The sequence below is a fragment of the Marinobacterium lutimaris genome (assembly GCF_900108065.1).
Classification (GTDB): domain Bacteria; phylum Pseudomonadota; class Gammaproteobacteria; order Pseudomonadales; family Balneatricaceae; genus Marinobacterium_D; species Marinobacterium_D lutimaris.
This window is the reverse complement of sequence record NZ_FNVQ01000004.1, coordinates 26,040-46,404: the sequence shown is the minus strand read 5'-3', so window position 1 is coordinate 46,404 and position 20,365 is coordinate 26,040. Positions and strand designations below refer to the sequence as shown.

Sequence of the window (20,365 nt, the reverse complement as noted above, 5' to 3'; positions counted from 1 at the left end):
CTCTCTATGCCCTTAAGTTGACGGCTGGCCAGGCTGCTGGGCGCTCTGGCGCAGCAGCGATACGCGATAGCTGCTAAAGAACTGCACCATCAGCAGGGTCAGCAGCACCATGCCCTGAATCAGCACGACGATCGCATCGGGGATGCCATAGAACACCTTCAGCGTGCCGCCGGCGTTGTAGATGCCCGCCAGCACGATGGCGGTCGGTAATACCGCCAGCGGATTGAAGCGAGCGATAAAGGCGATGACGATGCCGCTGAAGGTGGTGTTGATACCGATGGTCTGGGTCAGGCGATGCTCCACACCGATCACGATCAGGCCGCCCGCGAGTCCTGCCAGGGCGCCGGATAGCAGGATCATCAATGTGATCGTGGCGGTAACCGGAATACCGGTGGCCAGGGCGGTGGTGCGGTTGCGGCCGATCACATCCACATAGAAGCCGGTACGGCTTTTCTGTACCAGGATCGTCATCAACAGGGTGATGCCGAGCGCCACATAGATGCCGGAGTGCAGGTTGCCAAAGCCAAGGCTCGCCAGTTGCTCGTTCTCATCGAAACGCGGTGATACCGGGAAGCTGTTCACTGGATCTTTCCAGGCGCCAAACAGCAAATGCTGCAGCAGCAGGTAAGCCACATTGGAGAGCAGCAGGGTGACCACCAGCTCGTTCACACCGGCTCTGAGTTTCAGAATCAGCGGCACGGCGATCCAGGCAGCACCGGCAATGGCGGAGGCAAGCAGCATGGTGGGCAGACGCAGTGATTCGCTACCGAAGTCACTGAGTGCCACCAGCGTGGCGCCGATGGCGCCGAGCCAGAGCTGGCCCTCGATGCCCACGTTCCAGAATCTCAGCCGCATGGCGGAGGTGGCGGCCAGGCCCACCAGAATCAGCGGCACCGCCAGGGTCAGTGTCTGTGCCAGCCCCATGGCACTGAAAAACACCTGGATCACCAGGTCATCCAGCAGCGTGGCGGCGGGTGCGCCGGCGGACAGCAGCACCAGCAGGCCAAAGCCCAGGCCCAGCAGCAGGCCCAGAATGTAAGTGGTGGTTGAGCGCAGCGTGCTGACCTGCTGGCGGCGCTCAAGGGTCAATCTAAAACTACTCATGGCCCAGTATCAGCCTCCCGATATCGGCGGCGCTGGCGTCGCCGGGCAGCTCGCCCATGATTTTGCCGGCGCTGATGACGCAGATGCGGTCAGACAGCGCCATGATCTCTTCCACATCCTCGCTGACCAGCAGGCAGGCGGCGCCTTTGGCGGCGGCCTCGCGCAGGCGCTGATGCACCAGGGCGCTGGCGCGGATATCCAGGCCGCGGGTCGGCGAATGGGCCAGAAGCAGCTTCATGCCGCTGTCGATCTCCCGGGCCAGCAGTACCTTCTGGGCATTGCCGCCGGAGAGCAGCCCCATGCGGCCAGAGGGGCGGGCGCCGGCGATCTCGTGTTGCTCGATACTGGCCTGGGCTTCGCGCTGCATGCGGCGGCGGTTGAGCCAGAGGCGTCCGAAGCGGCCGCTGACCACCGAAGTTAGTGACAGGTTGGCGGCGATACTGAGATCGGACACCAGCGCGCTGGCCATGCGGTCGGCGGGGATCACGCGCAATCCCAGCTTGCGCCGCTGGCGTGGAGAGAGCCCCAGCGCATCGGCGCCATCGATCATCACGCTGCCGGAGCTGGCGGAACGGATACCGCTGAGCAGCTCCGTCAGCTCATGCTGGCCGTTGCCGCCAACACCGGCGAGGCCGAGAATCTCACCGGCCCTAACCCTGAGGCTGACATCGGTGAGCGCAGGTGCGCCGTCATCGCGCCGGGCATTCAGATGGCTGATCGCCAGCAGATCCGGGCCGTGCTCCTGTACGTTGCTAGGGGCTTTTTTAGAGTCGATACCGTCCGGGCTGAGGCTAGTCGATGAGGAACCCATCATCAGGCTGGAGATCTTCTCGATTGAGAGATCGCTGGTATCCAGACCTGCTGCCACGGTCTCGCCGCGGCGCATAATAGTCACGCGGTGGCTGAAACCGACCACTTCGCGCAGCTTGTGGGTAATCAGGATGATGCTGCGACCCGATTCCGCCATGCGGCGAATAGCGGCCAGCATGGAGCTGGCTTCGGAGTCGGTGAGTACGGCGGTGGGTTCGTCGAGAATCAGGATGCGGGCGCCCAGCGCCAGAACCTTGCAGATCTCGGCGCGCTGCTTTTCCGCCACTGAGAGCTCACCCACCTGGCAATCGGGGTTCAGCGTAAAGCCGATCTCTTTAGCGGTGTTGAGCAGTGCCTCGCGGGCGGCGGCGCGGCTTTTCAGCTGCGGATGGTCATCGGCGGCCAGCAGCAGGTTTTCCGTTAACGTCAGACGGTCCACCAGGCGAAAATGCTGATGGACCATGCCGATGCCCTGGCGCGCGCTGTCGGAGGGCTTGCCGATCTTCAACGGTTTGCCTTCCAGCTCCAGCTTGCCGGCATCGGCACTGTAGACGCCGATCAGGATATTCATCAGGGTGGATTTGCCCGCCCCGTTCTCGCCAAGGAGGGCATGCACCTCTCCCCTGGCAAGTTCGAAGGAGACCGAGTTCAGCACCCGGTGAATATCAAAGCTCTTATCGATGGCGCTCAGTGTCAGCAGGGGGGAGCCCTGACTCATTGACCGCCCCCGACCGTACCCTGGATCAGGTAATCCATGGCCCAGAGCTGCTCATCGTTGAGCGATGCGCCGGCCGGCAGTTTTTCGCTGCCATCCTGGGCGATGATCGGGCCATCAAAGGGTGTCAGCTCGCCGGCGATGATAGCGGCGCGTTTCTCGGCGACTGTCTTTTTGACCGCTTCAGGTACGCTGTCCGGCAGCGGGGTGATATCCACTACGCCTTCGGCCAGGCCCGGGAAGGCGCCATATTCAGACGGCTCCCAGGTACCTTCGGCGATCGCCTTGATGGTCGGTACCAGGTATTTGTCCCAGTGGAAGGTCACCGAAGTCAGGTGGCCCTTGGGCGCGTTGGCGCTCATATCGAGCTGGAAACCGACGCTGTATTTGTCAGCCTTTTCCGCTTCGGTAAACGGTGCAGCGGAGGAGAGGTTGTTAGCCACTACCGAGGCACCCTGCTCCAGCAGCGACTTGGCGGCCTGACCCTCTTTCACCGGATCCCACCAGGAGTTGGTGTAGAGCACGGATACGGAGGCGTCCGGCTTGCTCACCTGCACACCGCGGGTAAAGCCATTGATATCCCAGTTCACCACGCTGACCGGGAAGCCGGCCATCATGCCCAGCTTATCGCTGTCGGCGACTGCACCCGCGGCGATACCGGCCAGGTACCAGCCCTCGTAGGTGCGGGCGTAAAAGCTTTCCAGGTTATCGGAGTTGCGTGTGCCGGAGGCGTTTACAAAGGCCACGTTCGGGTATTTCTCGGCGGCTTCGGCGATGCCGTCGGAGTAGCCGTAGGTGGTGCCAACGATGATGTTGAAACCGCGCTGCACGTACAGGTCGATGGCGTTTTTCAGCGCGCTGGCATCTTCGGGAATACTCTCGGCCACGGCGATGGGGTAACCCAGTTCATCGGCGACAACCTGGCGGGCGTTATCGATCGCTTCGTTCCAGCCGCCATCGCGCGCTGTTGCGGCATAGATAAAGGCGATTTTCGGGTCGCCTTCAAGCTGGAAGGGTTCGGCCTGAGCCAGGCTGGGCAGCATCAGGCTGACGGCGCTCAGGGACATTGCCAAGGATAATGCTGATTTGCTGATCGGGTTACGCATCGGTTGAGTTCTCCGGGTCAAGGTGACGGTCTCGGCGGGAGGAAGTCCTTCAGGACTTCTCCTCCACGGCGCGATGGGCGTAGGTCTCGTTAAAGCGCGATTGAATGTAATCGCTGGCTTTGATCGGCTCGAACTGCGCCGGCCAGTCTTCGTTCTGGCAGGAGGGCAGAACCTCGATCAGGGCATCCGAGTTGGTGCCGTAGAAAAACGGGATAGAGAAGCGTTCCTTGCCGGATTTGTTGATGGCGCGGTGCAGGGTGGAGGCGAAGTAGCCGTTGGTCCAGCGGGCCATCAGATCCCCCACGTTGACGATAAACGCGCCGGGGATAGGCGGAGCCTGAATCCACTCGCCGGCGCAGTTCAGCACCTGCAGTGAAGGCGTTTCATCGGTGCAGAGCACGGTGAAGCATTCGTAGTCGGAGTGCGGGCCGATGCCGATCTGGCGCTCGTCGATGGGGCCATCCTGGCTCGGGTAGGAGAGCACCCGCATCTGCGCCATCGGCTTGGTGCTCAGCGGCACGAAGAAATCTTCATCGAGCTCCAGCGCCAGGGCAAAGGCAGCGAAAATCTTCTGGCCGAAATCCAGTACCTCGCTCTGGTAGGCGAGCAGAGCTTCCTTGAAGCCGGGCAGGTTTTCCGGCCACTGGTTCGGGCCGTAACCGAATTTGCCGGCGATCACATCAGGGTCATCTTCCGGCAGATCCAGGGCGATATCGAAGCCCTCGTGCACATCACCCAGGCCCTCAACGTTGGTGTTCTCCTCCAGCAGGCCGGTGTAGCCGCGCAGATTCGGTGACTTGGAGATATCGACCTTTACCTTTTCTTCCAGCGGCAGATCGAAAAACTGGTGTGCGGCCTTGAAGGTGTTATCGATCACCTGCTGCGGCACGCCATGGCCCTTGGCGTAGAAAAAACCTACCTCGGTGCACGCCTTGCGCACCGCTGCGCCCACGGCACGGCGGGCGTCGGCGTCATCAGAATACATGGCGGAAAAGTCGATAACCGGAATGGAGGAGAAGGGGACGGTAAGGCTGTCCAGGTCGTTGCTGTTGACGGCGCGAGGGCCGTTGCCGGTGATCACTGTGGCCATGGTTCTTTCCTGGGTTTAGTCCTGGGTTCGTGCTGTTCTGCTGGCTGACTGTGCACTTTGTTCGCTATATATGCGGTCAGCGGCGTTGCTGTTGAAGCTCTTAGAGCAAGGTGCATACCAACTGAATGGGGCGGTGGCGGGAAAACAGGGATGGTTTGGATTGAACAGTCTTTGTTATGGAATTCTGTGCAGGTTGCACAGTTTTTTTGTTTTTTCTCGGCAGAACGGGGAGCGGCTGATTAAGGATTATTCAGGGCTGAAAAGGGGACTGGTGTTGATAAATATGGGATTGCACTGAGATGGTGCATGGTAAGGTCGGGAGCAGGCCGGCGTTGTGCACTCCGGCCCGCTTATGTACTTGGGAATTAATCAGTCCTGAATATAGCGAGCGCTGGTCACCCGGGCAGGTTCGCGCTGCATGATGACTTCGCCCAGGCGCACCGACAGCAGCACGTCGCCCTGCTTACGCAGAACGCTGTAGTCGTCTTCACCGTCGAGCAGGATAAAGTTGCCCGGCTTGCCGGTTTCGATGCCGTAGCGATCCTGGATATTCAGGGTGCGGGCGCTGTTGTCGGTGATCAGGTCCAGCGCGCTCTCGAAGTCGCGATAACCCATCATCTGGCAGATGTGCAGGCCGAAATCCAGGCTTCGCAGCAGCTTGCCGTTGCCGAGGGAATACCAGGGATCGAAGATCGAATCCTCGGCGAAGCAGACGTTGATGCCGGCTTCGCGCAGCTCTCTCACCCGGGTCAGGCCGCGGCGTTTCGGGTAGGTGTCGAACCGGCCCTGCAGGTGGATGCTCTCGGTGGGGCAGGAGATAAAGTTGATGCCGGAGTTCTTCAACAGCCGGAACAGCTTGGAACAGTAAGCGTTATCGTAGGAGTGCATCGCCGTGGTGTGGCTGGCGGTAACGCGCGAACCTAGCTCGTTGAACAGCGCCTCGCAGGCCAGTACCTCAAGGAAACGGGAGTTGGGATCGTCGATCTCATCACAGTGCACATCGACCAGGCGATCGTACTTCTTCGCCAGCTCGATCACGGTTTTCATCGATTCCACGCCCAGATCGCGGGTGTATTCGAAGTGAGGAATGCCGCCGACCACATCGGCGCCGAACTCCAGCGCCTCTTCCATCAGCTGCAGGCCGTTGGGGAAGGAGAGCAAGCCATCCTGGGGGAAGGCCACTACTTGCAGGTCGATCTTGTCTTTCAGCTCGTCACGCAGGGTGCAGAGTGTTTTCAGACCGACGAGGCTCGGGTCGGAGATATCGGCGTGGGTGCGGATATGCTGCACGCCGTTCTGCACTAGCAGCTCGATGGTTTCCAGTACGCGGCGGCGGATATCGGCCTCGTTCAGCATCGGCTTGCGCTCGCTCCAGCGCTCGATCCCCTCGAACAGGGTGCCGCTCTGGTTCCAGTTTGGCTCGCCGGCGGTTAGCGCCGCATCCAGGTGGATATGCGGCTCGACAAACGGCGCGCAGAGCAGCTTGCCGGCGGCGTCGATGGCGCCTTCCGGGCATTCGATGCTGCTGCTCTGCTCGCTAATCTGGCTGAACAGCCCAGCGCTGATCTCCACTGTGTGGAGCTGGGGCTTCTGTCGCAGACGGGCGTTAACGATTTTCATGGGAACCTCTTCAGTGATCTCCCAGCGTGGGGAGCTGGCTGTCGATATTGTGGTGCTGAAACAGGATCTGCTCGATCAGCAGGGCGTTCTGCAGGTTAAGCCGTACAAAGGCGTCGCCCAGGCGATGGCCGATCAGCTGCTCTATCCGTTTCAGTCGGTGTCTCAGGGTATTGCGGTGAATCCCCAGGCTTTCGGCGGTCTGCTGCTGGTTGCCGAACAGATTCAGGTACTGGGTCAGGGTCTCTTTCAGCATCAGCGACTGGTCGTCGCGGGCGAAGCAGAGACTGCCGAGCTGCTGCTGGCAAAACTGGGCCAGCAGGTTGCGCTGGGGGATCGCTGCGAACAGCCGGGCGATGCCCAGCTGATCGTAGAAAAACAGCCTCTGGCCGCCGTGCTGCACGGCGAACTGCACCGCCTGGCGGGACTGCTCCACGGCGGATGAGAGCTGGCTCAGGCCCGGCTGCAGATCGCTGGCGCCGGCGTATAGATGCAGCTCAGGCATCCGGTTCTGCAGCTGATTCAGCGCGGAGTCGATCTCGTCGGCCAGGGCGCTGGCGTGGTCCTTCTCGGCGGGCCAGATGGCGATCAGGTCCTGCTCCAGAACGAGGATCGGCCAGTCGATACCGCGTCGTTTGAGCAGCTCGCCGAACTGCTGCTCCAGCTGGTTACGCTGATGGATCAACTGCCAGTGCTGATCCTTGTCTTCGCTTAGCAGACGCTGGTGAAAGCCGGAAATGCGCACGGAAACCACCGCGTAGGGGCGGTCATCGTTAAGGCCCAGCTCTGCGGCGCGCAGGTGGATAAGCTCCGGCGCATCGGCAAAGCCGTTGATCAGCCGGGTCAGGAACAGCTTGGTGGACTGGCCGATCAGGTTGTCCTGCACGATAGCGTTGGAGATCACCTCGGTGACCAGCACCATCTTCAGCGAGTAGGGCTGTTCCAGAATCGGGAAATTCAGTGAGTTCGCGAGCTCCAGCACACCAGCGGGAATCTCGCGGATAAATTCGGGGCCGGTGAGGATCACCAGTCCCGCGACCTGATGCTCCACCGCCTCATGCACCAACTGCTTCAGGTTGGCTTCCGAGCGCGGTAGGTTGATACCGGTGACGAACACCAGCTCGCCGCCCCGAACCCAGGGAGCGATGCAGTCGTTCTCGGCCACATAGGGCCAGCGGACAGGTCGGTTGCCGCCCTGCAGACCGGCCCGGAAGCGAATCTCTTCCAGGCCGGGCAGGCGCGGTATATCGGCGCAGCTTATTCCCATATCAATGCCATATCAGCGCCATATCAACCTTCAGCCGGGTCCAGCGCAGGGCTGGCGAATGGCATTTTGACCAGCACGCTGTAGCAGAGCGCGGCAATGACTACGCCCACCAGTGGCGGCAGCACCGGCGAGAAGTAAGCCGCGGCGGAACCCACTACGTAGCTACCCAGGCCAATCCAGTTAAACGCCGGCAGGCTCACATCGGCGAGTTTCGGATACTTGCCTTTATGGTTAACCCAGAAGTCCGCCATGATCACGCCGCCGATTGGCGGAATGAAGGTGCCCAGTAGGACCAGGAAGGGGATCAGCAGGTTGTACATCCCACCCACCGCCAGCACGGTGCCGATGGCGGCGCCCGCTACGGTAACTACCTTGCGTTTGTCGGTACGCAGTAGGTTGCAGCCAGCGACAGCGAAGTTGTAGATGGTGTTGTCCTGGGTGGTCCAGATGTTGAGGAACAGCATCAGCACAGCGAGAACCACAAAGCCCTGAGCCAGCATCACATCGACGATATCCGCCTGCTGGTAGATCATTGCGCCCAGTGCACCGGTCAGCACCATCAGGCCGTTGCCGACGAAGAATGCAGCCAGAGTAGCGATCACGGCGGTCTTGGGTGTTTTCGCAAAGCGGCTCCAGTTGGTGGCCTGGGTACCGCCGCTGATAAAGGTACCGATCACCACGGTGATGGCGGCGGCAAAACTCATGCTTTCAGCCGGGCTCTTGCCGAGCAGGCCGGAGACGCCGCCCACATCGACCATGCCGGTGTAGAGGCTGATCAGGATAAACAGCATCATCGCCGGCACGGCAAAGCGCGACAGCAGATCCAGACCTTTAAAGCCGATCATGGCGGTGATGCAGAACGCCATGCCGAACAGAATCATCAGCGGAATCTCCAGGGATTCCGGCATGCCGGTGGTTTTCACCAGTACCACGGCGATGGTCGCTGTACCCCAGGCGTACCAGCCGATCTGGGTGAAACCGAGAACAAAGTCGGACAGCTTGCTGCCGATCTCGCCGAAGCAGAAGCGGCCCATCAGCACCGAGTTAAGTCCGCTTTTGCAGGCGATATACGCAAGTGCTGCTGCGTAGGCGCCGAGGAGCAGGTTGCCGATCAGGATCACCAGCATCAGTTCGCCGAAGTCGAAGGCGTTGCCGAGTGATCCACCCGCCCACATGGTGGCGGTGAAAAAGGTAAAGCCGAGCAGTACAACAGAGGTGGAGAGAAGCCCTTTGCGTTCGCTGTTGGGCACTTCGCTCAATGGGTAATCTGAGTTTTCCATAGCGTGCTCCGCATGAATGATTAGAGTTGTCCTTTTCTACACCACGCACGAAGCAAGGCTCGTTCCATTTATTGGAGCGGTGGCAAAGGTTGCGCGCGATTGTCGATTTCGGCAAGGGTGACGTCAATAATATGTGCACTATGCACAATATCTTGAGGGGTGTGGAGAGACGTTCTGTTGTAACAAAGAGTTCTTGCCCCGCGCTGGTTCATGAAATGTATCATCAGGGAGCGTGTCTCCTGTTTTGACCGGACCTGTTGTGGTCGGACGGTTTTGGGAGGAACTTGGCGCAGCTTGCGGAGATCAGAGTGTCGCGAGTCTATGCTTAAGGCAGCAGCCGGTGGATGCATGTTGCTGTTGCGGTCCGGTGTTATTTCTCGCTGCTGTTCATTTATCAGGAAGTCATTCATCAGAAAGCCATTCATCGAGAAACAATTAATCAGGAAGAATAATGTTGCTGCGTGTTCTCTGTTTTTCACTGCTGTTTTTTAGCGCTGTCGCTCCGCTTAGAGCGGCGACCAACCCGGAACTGGATGCGGCCCTGGCGCAATCGCCCAAGGGAACTCAGGTCGCGTTACTGGTGCAGCCGCTTGATGGTGGCGTACTGCAGGCGGAATACAACACCAACCTGCTGTTACCGCCGGCGAGCACCCAGAAGCTGCTTACCGCCTTGGCTTCCGAACTACAGCTCGGTGCCGACTACCGCTTCAAGACGACGCTGCTGGGCCAAGGGCAGGCGCAGAACGGCAACTGGCGCGGCGATCTCAAGCTGCTGTTGAGCGGTGCGCCGGACCTGAGCCGGGCGCAGCTGGGTGAATTGCTGGATCAGTTGAAGGCCCGGGGGATTACTCGCATCGACGGCGATCTGCTGCTCGATGGCCGTGTATTCAGCGGCTACGAGCGGGCACGGGGCTGGCCCTGGGATAACCTGGGTGTTTGCTACAGCGCACCGGCTTCTGCCTTCACCATTGAACACAACTGTGTCGCGGCGAGCCTGGATACCAAGGTTAACGGCAACAAGGCACGGCTGTTTGTGCCGGAACACCAGCCGGTCGCCGCCGCTGCAGACGTGGAAATGGTCACGGCCAGCGAGAAGAGGGAAAGCCTCTGCGATCTGCGTATGGAACGCGGCCCCGGCAACCGCTATCAGCTCAGTGGCTGTATCACCAAAGAGCAGCGGCGCTGGCCGTTGAACTTGGCGGTCAATGATACGGCCGCTTACCTGGGGGATATCCTGCAGCAGGAGCTGCACCAGCGCGGTATTGTGCTGACCGGTAAAACCCGTCGTCTCGAGCAGTCCGCCAGCGGCGAGCATTGGCAGACGCTGGCGCAGGTCAGCTCCGCACCGTTGTCGAGCCTGCTTGAAGAGGTGCTGCAGCATTCCGATAACCTCTATGCCGACAACCTGCTGAAGACCCTTGGCGCGCAGCGCAGTGGTATCGGCTCATTCGAGGTGGGTGCCCGCGAGGTTATCCAGGTCCTGCGTGAGCAGGCGGGGCTGGATTTGGGGGTAACGACCCTGAAAGATGGTTCGGGTCTGTCGCGGGATAATCAGCTCAGTGCTCAACAGCTGGCCGCTGTGCTGAGCTTTCTGAACCGTAATCCGCAGATGGCGGCTTACCAGGCGCTGCCGGTAGCGGGGCAGAACGGTACTCTGAAATACCGCCGCAGCCTGCGCGAAGCGCCGCTAAGCGGCACCATCCGCGCCAAGAGCGGCACCGTGAACGGCTCCTCCAACCTGGCCGGCTTTCTCCAGGCAGCATCGGGAAAACGCTATCTGTTCGTGCTGATGGTATCGGGCATCGCCCGAGGCGATGATCCGGCAGAGATGCGCAGGGCCCGGGCTGAATTTGAGCGCAACCTTCTGCTCACTATCCATAATCGGGGTTGATCGGTCCCGGCTTTGTTGATGCTCCTAAACCTCCTGCGGTGGAGGTGGTGATCATCTAATTGGGGATAGGTGTTTCTTGCGCCTTGGTTAAGATAGAACTTCGATGTCTCATGGCTGCCTGATCTGGATGATCTCTGCATGCGGTGTCGTCAGGCTTTCCTGCAGGGAGTGGGATGTGATGCCACCTGCTCTGCAGATAGCCTTATCCGCGTTCTCAGCGATCGTAGGTGTCCAGGAATTCGCGAATAATCTGCTGATAGACGTCGCGGCCAAAACTGTCGAAATGACCGCCGTGTACCTGGTTCACCGGCAGTTCCTGCAGGCGGCGCATGCTATCGATATATTCACCGATGTCTGAGTGATGGTTATCCGCCAGCAGTTCGCCATCGTAAATGGCGTCGCCGCTGAAGAGCACGCCGTTGCGTTCATCCCAGAGAGCGATCGATCCTGGTGAGTGGCCCGGTAGATGAAGCACCTCAAAGCTGCGATTACCGGTATCGAGGCGGGCTCCGGCCTCCAGCGGTTTTACCCTGTCAGCCGCCGTGGGTTCTATATGGTATTGGCTGGCATCGAAGCCGCCCGGCGGCAGGCGATCAAACATCTCTGCGGTGGCGTAGCGGTCCGCCAGGGTTTCTCTGGCTGAGGGTTCAAGCAAAACTGGTAATTCCGCCGGGTGTGCCAGACAGTGATCGAACTCGTGATGGCAGCCGATATGATCGAAGTGGGCATGTGAAGCTACCGCCGTGACTGGCCGCTCGGACAGGCTGTCGACGCTGGCGCGCAGGCTGAATAGTCCGCTGCCGGAGTCGATCAACAGGTCCCGGTCACGCCCCTTGATATGCCAGATATTGCAGCGAAAAAACGGATTGATCGCCGGTTCATAGATCCAGGTAATATCGGTATCGACCTTTTTGGTCTCGTACCATCCGCTATCCGTAGGTAACTTCATTTACGCTAAATTCCTGTTAACAAAGCCGGTTTTTCGTGATAGCCGGGGCTCAGTGTGCGATCCTCGGTAATCCAGATCAACCTTGAATCCCGATTCTGAAGCCGTTTTTTGTGCGATGGGTACACGACGATAGACACAGGTATAGAGCGACCGCCATGCTGAACAACAACCTGCTGCGCAAACTCGATGTGCAGGATATCGCGATCTTTCTGTCGCTGTTCAAAACGCATAACGCCCGTAAAACCGCCGACGAACTCAGCGTCAGCCCGCCCACGGTGAGCTATTCGTTGAAGCGGCTGCGGGAAAGTCTTAGCGATGAGCTGTTCGTGCGCGAAAGCAGCGGCCTGCTGCCCACGGCGCGGTCGGTGTATATCGAACCCTATCTGCGCAACGCGCTGGAAGCGATCAATCGCTCGGCGGAGGGGCTGGGTGAGCAGGATGACCGGGAGCTGCCGCTGGAACTCTGCGTACCGGAGGCGTTCGAGCTGCTGTTACTGCCCAGGTTGATGAAGGCGGCGCTTGAGTGCACGCCGCGACGTATCCTGCATATGCAGAAAATCCGCGAGAAACTGCCCACCGAAGAGTTGCTGGCGGGCAAGGTAGACCTGCTTTGTGTACCTGGGCCTGGCGCCTATTTTCAGCTGCATCCCCAACTGCAGCGTCAGCCGCTGTTTGAGGATCGCTTTGTCTGCATGGCGCGGGGCAACCGGCCACGCCAGGTCAGTATCGATGAATACTGCGAGGCACTGCATGTTTATCCGTCACCTTGGCAGTCGCCGCGCAACATGGTGGATCTGTGGCTGGAGCAACTGGGCCGCAGCCGCACGGTTGTGGCCTGGGCCAGCAACTACCAGGCTTGTCTGAATATGCTGGAGCAACTGCCCTGCATGTTGATGTTGCCGGAAAGCCTGTTACCCACATTGCGGATTCCGCCCGGTGTGCAGATCAACCAGCCCCCCCTGGGCTGCCCCAATTTCACCTTCGATATGGTCTGGGCGCCCTCCAACGACAGCCCTCGCCGCCGCTGGTTAAGGCAGCAGCTGCTCAATATCTGCGAGTCGGGACTGCCGCCGACGGCGCAGCCCTGATCGGCTGTCTAATCGCTGCACTCATCACGCCAGTGCGGCCAGCTGTTGCCAGGCCGATGAGAGGCCTCTGTCTGCGCTTTCCGGCGACAGATCCAGCCCTTCCGCGATGATCTTGTGAATGCGTGTGATACCGACCAGATTCAATAACTGCTCTACCGCCGGGATCTGGTGATCATCCTCAGGCGCCAGGATGCCGCCACGGGTTGATACCAGGTACACATCCTTGTCGCGCAGCAATCCACGGGGGCCGTCTGCGGTGAATTCAAAACTGACCCCGGCCCGCGCCAGGAGATCGAAATAGGCCTTCAGCTGTGATGGAATGCCGGCGTTATAGAGCGGCAGGGCGATAACCAGGGCACTGGCCTGATCAAACTCGCGGATTAGCCGGTCGGAAAGGGCCCGGTATTCGCGCTGCTCGATATTCAGCTGCTCCGGATCGAGACGCAGTGCATCCCATTGCTGCGGACCCAGGTGCGGAAGAGGATGGCTGACCAGGTCGCGGGTCAAGCTGTTCCAGCCGGGGCGGTTGCCGATAAAACGCTCGATAAAGCGCTGGCACAACAGGGATGAACGGCTGCGTTCTGCATTGGCGCTGGTGGTGAGATAGAGAAGTTCTGGCATCAGGATTTCCTCGTTAGATGGTTAAAGAGCTTTCAGGCTAAGCAGCTATGCAACGAGTGGGATCGGAAAAGCCGAACGCCTCTTTTAATATTTAAACCTTGCCGGGAGCGGCGCAGCGCATCCTGTCCATGAGCAAGCCTCTGCTCTTCGCAGATAGTTTGAAAGCTAAGTAGAACAGGAAGTTAACGATGGACAGATTGATGAAAACCACCTTCGGCGCGCACCTGATGATGCTGCTTTGGGCGCTGCTGGTGGGTGGATCCTTCCCGCTCGCGGCGACCTTTGACCGGGATCTTTCACCCCTTTGGCTGACAGTGGTGCGCTTCTTTATCGCCGCGGCGCTGATGCTGCCCTGGGTGATCCGGCAACCGGGCTGGCTGCCTAATACCGCCAAAGCCTGGGGCGGGTACACACTGCTGGGCGTATTCCTGGCGGTGTTTTTCGGCACCCAGTTTGCGGCGCTTAACCTCACCTCGGCGCTATCGGTAGCGGCCCTGTTTGTGACCCTGCCCGCCATCGCCTGGCTGCTGGCGCGTCTGGCCGGTATCGAGCGCTCCGGTATAGGCCGGCTGCTGGTGCTGCTGGTGGGTGCCGCCGGTGCGCTGGGGTTGAACCTGCAGGGGCGCGCAGGATCCTTCAGTGGTTTCGGGCTGGGGGAGTGGCTGTTTCTGGCCGGCTGCGCCTGCTCTGCGGCGTATTCGGTTTCTTCCCGGGTACTGGTGCTGCGCGACTGGCTGCCGGCCAATCCGCTGCTGGCCACCTTCTGGAGCCTGTTGATCGGTGCGTTGCTGATGATGCTGCTGGCGCAGGTTGAAGGCGGCGACAGTGAACGTTTCTGGCAGCTGCTCGGCTTGCGCGACATCGCCGTGCTGGGGCTGCTTGCCCTGTTCGCCAGCTTTATGACTTTCTGGATACTGCAGAGCGCAATGCAGGTGCTGATGCCCAGCAGTGTTGCGGCCTACAGCTACCTGACGCCGCTGGTATCCCTGGCGCTGGCGCTCTATGCAGGGAGCGCAGATCTCAATCCCCTGACTTGGATAAGTCTGGGGTTGCTGCTGGTGACCGTGTTCTGGCTGATTGGATCGGAGCGGGGGAGTGTGAACCCTGCACTGGCAGGACGATAAAAACAGTGGTGCCTCCCGTGGGAGGTACCACTGTTTTATCAACGTGCTTGCAGCGGGTGCTTGGTCAGGTAACTGGCTCGCTGAGTGCTTGAGGATCTATTTATTCAGGATTTTCTCCAGGGCAACGAGCAGTGCAGTGACCTCTTCCAAACTGTTGTAATGTCCCAGCGAAACGCGCGCCACTGATGTTAGGCCGAGAGGGCGGAGGATATTCCCGGAATAGGCATCTGCCGAGCGGGCATGGATGCGAATATTGTGATGCGAAAGCATCGTCACAATATCCTTGGACTCTATATCGTCTACCGAGAAGGATACGACACTTTCGTGATGATCCTTCTCCAGGTCGCCAATCACCCGGATGTTGTCGTAGCTCTTAAGCCCCTTCAGTCCACTGGTGCCATTGAGAATCGCGTCGACCAGGTGGCGTTCGTGAGCAAACATAGCCTTGCCCGCGGCTTCCAGTGCAGGGACCGGCTGCTCATCAGTTATAAAGTTCAGCCCAAGCCACTCGAGATAGTTCACTACTTCGGAAACCGCCGCCAGTGCCGAAGGATCCCGGCTCCCGAGTTCCCACGCGTCTGCCGGCTTACCCAGCAGTTTGTCGTGGGGGAGCTGAGTGAAACGCTCGGAGACCCATGCGTAGCCGTTATTGAACTTGGAAAAAACCTTGTACAGCGAGAGGACGTAGGCGTCTATATCCAGATCATCTACGCCAATCACACCGTGAGGTGCGTGCTGAATGCCATCCACTATGATGTAGCAGTCAGGGGCGATGCTGCGGATGGCCTCGGCAATCGCTTTGACGTCCATAACCATACCGGTGACAGGGTTGGTATGAATTATCGTGGCAACCCGGGTGTCCGGCCGAACGCTCTGCGCATAGTGCTCTGCGGTAACCACTCCGGTACTGACATCGAAGGGGACCTCAATCCACTCGCGTCCGGTCTTTTTCGCCCAGATTTGAGTCGAATCGTAGGTGGCGGGATGTTCGAGTGAGCAGGACAGGACAGAGCCTCCCTCAGGAGTTTCCAGTGAGGCTGTTCTGATCAGGCGAAAAAGACACTCGGTACCGGTTTCGCCGCCAAACACCGTACCCTTGGTTGCACCGAACAGCTTCGCGAGGTCCCGTTTACCCTGTTCCACTACCTTGGATAACGCGGCGGAAGCTTTGTTGTCGCGGTGCTCGTTGTCGGGAATACAGCCGATATCGCTGGTCACCTGTATGACCGATTTTAACGTCAGGGAACCGCCAGCGTTTTCAAAATAGATTCTTGGCCCTTCAAACGGGCAGCTATCCGCGTAGTAAAAACGATCGCGAATGTTTTTTAACAGCGATTTCGAGATAGGTGATGAAGCCTTAGAGGTGAAGCTATCATCTGTGCAAGTTTCGATAGTCATTTATTCAGCCTTTAAATACCCGGTATGGAGTATTTTTAAATTAGGTGCTTAGCTCTGGAATTATTTCGATTACCGTTTTATCTTTTTTTCTGCCACGCTTTCCATAGAGGGTAAGCGACGGAGAGAACCACCAATGAAATGATGGCCAGGGATAAATAACTGTCGAAAAATGTTGAGTAGTCCCAGTTAGAAATCTGCATGGATCGTCTAAAGTTAACTTCCAGAATCGGCCCGAGAATCAGAGCAATAACCAACGGGGCCGTTGGATATTTCCAGCGTTCCATAAAGTAACCGATAAGACCAAAAGCTGCGGCCAGCCATACATCAAATAGCTCGTTTCTGAGCGCGTAGGTACCCACGATGCTGAAAATTAGAATAATGGGTCCAAGTATTGATCCGGGTATTTTTGTTACATTGACGAGATATTTACTTAACGCTATACCCATCACGGCAAACAAAACATTCGCAATCAGCAGTGAAATGAGCAGGGTATAGGTGATATCTGCAAAATTTGTAAATAGGTCCGGACCTGGGATCATTCCATGAATCGTCAGGCCACCGACAAAAACTGCAGTGACCGCATTGCCGGGGATTCCGAGGGTCAGCGTGGGGATCAGGGTTCCCCCGGTTACGGCATTGTTGGCCGATTCCGAGGCCGCGATACCCTCGAGTTCGCCTTTACCGAAGTTCTCCGGATTTTTGGATTTTCGACGTGCTTCATTGTATGAAATGAAAGCGGCGATACTTGTGCCTGCCCCCGGCAGGGCGCCGATGAATGTGCCTATCAGCGATGAGCGCGCCATGCTGCGAAAGCATCGTTTGATATCGCTGATCAATGGCAGGTGGCCATGGACGTTGACGATGCTGTCTTTTTTAAGCACACCGGCTTCTGCAGGAATGCACAGGTTGAACGCCTGAGACACGGAAAAAAGTCCAATCAGAACCGGTAGCAGCGGGACGCCGTCAAAGAGCTCACTGTGCCCGAAAGTGAAGCGTGGTACACCAGTGAATGAATCCAGACCCACGAGGCCCAGTGCAAGGCCGGCCAGAGCGGCTACTAGTCCCTTGGCAGGGTTGTCGGAGACCACCCCGATAATGGTTACCAGGCCAAAGATCGCCAGCAAGGCGTATTCCTGGGGGCCAAACGCAAGCGCAATCTTTGAAAGCAGCGGGGCGACAGCGATAAGAATGATGACGCTGACTGTTCCACCAAACAGAGAGCTCAGTGTCGCCATGCCTATTGCTTCGCTACCGCGTCCCTTGGATGCCAGGGGATAGCCGTCAAGGGCGGTTGCGATGGATGCGTCGGTACCTGGGGTTCGAAGCAGAATGGCCGTTATGGAACCGCCATACACTGAGCTTACATAGACGGCGCCGAGAAGGATCAATGCCAGTTCGGGCGGCATGTTGAATGTGATTGGAATGCAAAGCGCTACACCCATGGTCGAAGAAAGACCAGGTAGCATGCCGATCATCATTCCGGCCAGCGTGCCTATAAGAAGCGTGATAACCGCATCTATAGACGCCAAGTTTGAGAGTGCTATTAATACATTATCCATTTTAAACTCTACTTACCTAATTCTTATATGTCCAACCAGTCGGATAAGATTCCATTTGGTAAAGGAACTTCAAGAAGTTGAACGAATGTGAAGTAGATAAAAGCCGTAAATATTAAGGATATTAAAATCGATTTTTTGACTTCAATTTTTCCTAATAGATAGAAGCTAAAAAATAGAAAAGAGGGTATGGCTATAAAAGATCCTATATCCTGTATAGCAGCGATGGCGATCACTGAAAGTGCACACCAGAGCAGGAATCTTCTCCAGTTAATGGGATGAGGAATTTCCTCATCTGCTACAGAAGGCTTTTTCTGTACTATTAGTATTAAACTGGTTATCAGGCCCAATACCGCGATGGATACCGGCATTACGCCGGCTCCACCACGCATATCATGACCCGCAACAATTAAAAGAGCGCATAAAATAGAAAACGAAACTGCCAGTATGCGATCAACAATTAGCAAACTCATGATAAGAAAAATCCCTATCAGTCTTTAACCCACGGATTCACGTCCCAAATAGCTTTGAGTGAATCATGGCTGTCCTGTAGGAAATCTACATACTCAGAGCCGTAGATCGGATTCAGAGGCATGTTCAACTTAACCAGTTCTTGCTTGAACTCTTCATCGTTGATGACTGCTTCAGAGGCATCTACCAGCTTCTGATAGACGTCGTCGGGTACCCCAGCAGGTACGGCGAGCCCGCGGGAGGCTGCGGCGATCAGATCAACATTCTGCTCTGCTCCAGTCGGGACATCGGCGATGGCGTCCAGACGTTCCGGAGACCATACGGCCAGCGCCTTGATTGTGCCGGAATTGATCTGGGCGGAAACCTCCGACATGTTGCCTTCAAACGCATCGATATGTCCGCCGAGCAGGGCAGCGGTGGCCTCAGCATTGCTGCTGAAGGAAACCATGTTCATTTCGGTGTTTGTTTTGTTGGCAAAGGACATCATGGCTAGATGGTCGTCACCGCCGATACCCTCGTGTGACACGGTAACTTCGTTGGGGTGTGACTGAACAAACTCGATGAAGTCAGTAAGAGTCTGGAATGGGCCGTCAGCCTTTACCGCCAGTACGCCTGGGTCGGTAACGACGTTAACTAGAGGACGGATGTCGTCCATGCTGTAACCCACGGTTTCGGCGCGGGTAAAGGGGTAAACTTCAACGACAGGAGAGTTGATAAGGCCGATGGTGTAACCGTCCGCCTTGGAGTTGGCCAGGAAGGTCCAGCCCAGCTCGCCACCAGCTCCAGGCTTGTTCACCACGATAACCCGTTCGCCGAGATGTTTTTCAGCGTACTTGGCAAAAATTCGCGCCATAGTGTCCGTACTGCCGCCTGCACCGAAAGCGACGACCATCTTGATCGGTTTGCTGGGGAAGTCTGCTGCCATTGCGCTTCCAGCCGTCAGGGTACCAACCAGGATGGCTGCAGAAGCGCTAAGAAAAGCCTTTTTAAACATCGCGTTACCTTCTTAATGAGTCTAAGTGATTATTATATTCATCGATTTTTTTTGGGGGCATAGCGAACGTCGTAAATCATAGGGTGAGGATTAATGTTGAAAAAAGTGAATTGTTTCGATAGTTTTTCATCGAAATTTAGAATGTTTTACTGCCGATGCTGACACTTAAACAACTAGAGGCGTTCGTCCATATCGTGGAGCTCGGGACGTTTGAGCTTGCCGCCAAGCGACTGAATGCCACTCAATCGACCATATCTAAACGCATAACTGAGCTGGAGGAGGCTTCTGGGCTCAGACTTTTTGATCGATCAAAACGTACGGCCAGGCTGACCGCAGACGGTGAAAAATTGCTTCAGCTCGCCAGAGACACGCTGAACAGCGCCAATCGTATTCTGCAAATGAAAGATGATGCATCCGCAGGAAAGCAGCGAGTGCGTGTTGGGTTTACGGATCTTTGTGCTTTGACATGGCTACCGCAATTTTTCCGGGAGTGTTCGGAAACTTATCCGCTGATTAATCTCGAAATAACGATTGATATGAGTCGTAACCTATATCGTAAGTTTGAAGATGGGGATTTGGATATAGTGGTAGCACCGCTTGATAGTATTCTACTGAAGCAAAATAACCATAGATATCAGGTTTTACGAAACGTTGAAATCGCATTTATAGGTCGCTCAGAATTTGTTAGCAGCCCTAATAAAATACCAATTCATAACTTGGATAAGTACAACATTCTTGTGCAAGGTAAAGAATCATCTTATGCACAGGGTATAAACGAATGGTTGTCGGAGAGAGGCGCAACGCTTGTTCCTACGATGATTGCGAACAACCTTGTTGCCTTGGTAGGTCTGATTAGTGCGGGATATGGGATAGGCGTTTTGCCCAAGCGCTTTGTTATGAACTTATCGAAACCGACGGACCTGGTGGAAATAAAAACTCATCCCGAGTTGCCTGATATGACCTATTACTTGTTGACCCGAGACTATGCTGGTAACGAGGCTATAGAAAAAATATTGGAAGAAATATTGCGTTTCGCTGACTTTACAACACCATTTTTACACTGATTTAACATGGATTTTATTATATTTTTAGTTAGTGCTATTAATTATTTAAATTGGCTTTGAGGGTGTGGGTTTTATAATTAAAACCCAGCCATTAATTGAATTATATTCCGAAAATGTCGGGATTCAGGGTTTGTCGCGAGGCCTGTTTGGGCTCTGGCTTCGATACCTGTATGGTTTTGGCTGTAAATCATGGCCATGCTGGTCGGCTCAAAGCTAAACA

General features: G+C 57.0%; 17 protein-coding genes. 4 read left to right on the top strand and 13 right to left on the bottom strand.

Going from position 1 to position 20,365, the window contains the following annotated elements; all coding sequences use genetic code 11:
- Positions 1-12: 12 nt before the first annotated feature.
- The 7 genes from C4S72_RS17295 to codB form a co-directional block, all read right to left on the bottom strand.
- A complete protein-coding gene (locus C4S72_RS17295) occupies positions 13-1,104 on the bottom strand; it encodes an ABC transporter permease (protein ID WP_104004446.1) in 1,092 nt (363 codons plus the stop codon).
- Positions 1,097-2,632, bottom strand: coding sequence for an ABC transporter ATP-binding protein (locus tag C4S72_RS17290; RefSeq protein WP_104004445.1), 1,536 nt, complete (start codon positions 2,630-2,632; stop codon positions 1,097-1,099). Before C4S72_RS17290 ends, C4S72_RS17295 begins: the two co-directional genes overlap by 8 nt.
- Positions 2,629-3,735 carry a BMP family ABC transporter substrate-binding protein gene (locus tag C4S72_RS17285; protein WP_104004444.1) on the bottom strand — a complete coding sequence of 369 codons (1,107 nt, stop codon included), beginning with the start codon at positions 3,733-3,735 and terminating at the stop codon, positions 2,629-2,631. The genes C4S72_RS17290 and C4S72_RS17285 overlap by 4 nt, the downstream gene beginning before the upstream one ends.
- Positions 3,736-3,784: 49 nt before the next feature.
- Positions 3,785-4,825, bottom strand: coding sequence for an isopenicillin N synthase family dioxygenase (locus C4S72_RS17280; protein WP_104004443.1), 1,041 nt, complete (start codon positions 4,823-4,825; stop codon positions 3,785-3,787).
- 369 nt (positions 4,826-5,194) lie between these two features.
- Complete coding sequence (gene codA / locus C4S72_RS17275) at positions 5,195-6,445, bottom strand: cytosine deaminase (protein WP_104004442.1); 1,251 nt, start codon at positions 6,443-6,445, stop codon at positions 5,195-5,197.
- Between the two features lie 10 nt (positions 6,446-6,455).
- Positions 6,456-7,709 carry a PucR family transcriptional regulator gene (locus tag C4S72_RS17270; RefSeq protein ID WP_104004441.1) on the bottom strand — a complete coding sequence of 418 codons (1,254 nt, stop codon included), beginning with the start codon at positions 7,707-7,709 and terminating at the stop codon, positions 6,456-6,458.
- 23 nt (positions 7,710-7,732) lie between these two features.
- Positions 7,733-8,989 carry a cytosine permease gene (gene codB, locus C4S72_RS17265; protein ID WP_104004440.1) on the bottom strand — a complete coding sequence of 419 codons (1,257 nt, stop codon included), beginning with the start codon at positions 8,987-8,989 and terminating at the stop codon, positions 7,733-7,735.
- 451 nt (positions 8,990-9,440) lie between these two features.
- On the opposite strand from codB, the gene dacB reads away from it, so the two are divergent.
- On the top strand, positions 9,441-10,880 hold the full coding sequence (gene dacB, locus C4S72_RS17260) for a D-alanyl-D-alanine carboxypeptidase/D-alanyl-D-alanine endopeptidase (RefSeq protein ID WP_104004439.1): 1,440 nt from the start codon (positions 9,441-9,443) through the stop codon (positions 10,878-10,880).
- 214 nt (positions 10,881-11,094) lie between these two features.
- Here dacB and C4S72_RS17255 read toward each other — a convergent pair whose 3' ends face one another.
- Positions 11,095-11,829, bottom strand: a complete 735-nt coding sequence (locus C4S72_RS17255; protein ID WP_104004438.1) for an MBL fold metallo-hydrolase — start codon at positions 11,827-11,829, stop codon at positions 11,095-11,097.
- A gap of 155 nt (positions 11,830-11,984) precedes the next feature.
- Here C4S72_RS17255 and C4S72_RS17250 point away from each other — a divergent pair, with 155 nt between their 5' ends.
- Positions 11,985-12,917 (top strand): LysR family transcriptional regulator, encoded by a 933-nt coding sequence (locus tag C4S72_RS17250; protein WP_104004437.1) that lies wholly within the window; start codon positions 11,985-11,987, stop codon positions 12,915-12,917.
- 24 nt (positions 12,918-12,941) lie between these two features.
- Here the strand turns inward: C4S72_RS17250 and C4S72_RS17245 are convergent, their stop codons facing one another.
- Positions 12,942-13,538, bottom strand: coding sequence for an FMN-dependent NADH-azoreductase (locus C4S72_RS17245; protein ID WP_104004436.1), 597 nt, complete (start codon positions 13,536-13,538; stop codon positions 12,942-12,944).
- A gap of 188 nt (positions 13,539-13,726) precedes the next feature.
- Here C4S72_RS17245 and C4S72_RS17240 point away from each other — a divergent pair, with 188 nt between their 5' ends.
- Positions 13,727-14,662 carry a DMT family transporter gene (locus C4S72_RS17240; RefSeq protein ID WP_104004435.1) on the top strand — a complete coding sequence of 312 codons (936 nt, stop codon included), beginning with the start codon at positions 13,727-13,729 and terminating at the stop codon, positions 14,660-14,662.
- A 96-nt stretch (positions 14,663-14,758) separates the two neighbouring features.
- Here C4S72_RS17240 and C4S72_RS17235 read toward each other — a convergent pair whose 3' ends face one another.
- From C4S72_RS17235 to C4S72_RS17220, 4 genes are all read right to left on the bottom strand, one after another.
- Complete coding sequence (locus C4S72_RS17235) at positions 14,759-16,060, bottom strand: aminotransferase class V-fold PLP-dependent enzyme (RefSeq protein WP_104004434.1); 1,302 nt, start codon at positions 16,058-16,060, stop codon at positions 14,759-14,761.
- A 77-nt stretch (positions 16,061-16,137) separates the two neighbouring features.
- The gene (locus C4S72_RS17230) at positions 16,138-17,619 is read right to left on the bottom strand and encodes a tripartite tricarboxylate transporter permease (RefSeq protein ID WP_104004433.1); all 1,482 of its coding nucleotides are present in this window, start codon (positions 17,617-17,619) and stop codon (positions 16,138-16,140) included.
- Positions 17,620-17,642: 23 nt separating this feature from the next.
- Positions 17,643-18,089: a tripartite tricarboxylate transporter TctB family protein gene (locus C4S72_RS17225; protein WP_104004432.1), complete on the bottom strand. Its 447-nt coding sequence runs from the start codon at positions 18,087-18,089 to the stop codon at positions 17,643-17,645.
- Positions 18,090-18,106: 17 nt separating this feature from the next.
- Positions 18,107-19,081 carry a Bug family tripartite tricarboxylate transporter substrate binding protein gene (locus C4S72_RS17220; protein ID WP_104004431.1) on the bottom strand — a complete coding sequence of 325 codons (975 nt, stop codon included), beginning with the start codon at positions 19,079-19,081 and terminating at the stop codon, positions 18,107-18,109.
- Positions 19,082-19,236: 155 nt separating this feature from the next.
- Between C4S72_RS17220 and C4S72_RS17215 the strand changes: the two genes are divergently transcribed.
- Positions 19,237-20,145, top strand: a complete 909-nt coding sequence (locus C4S72_RS17215; protein WP_104004430.1) for a LysR family transcriptional regulator — start codon at positions 19,237-19,239, stop codon at positions 20,143-20,145.
- Positions 20,146-20,365: the final 220 nt, after the last annotated feature.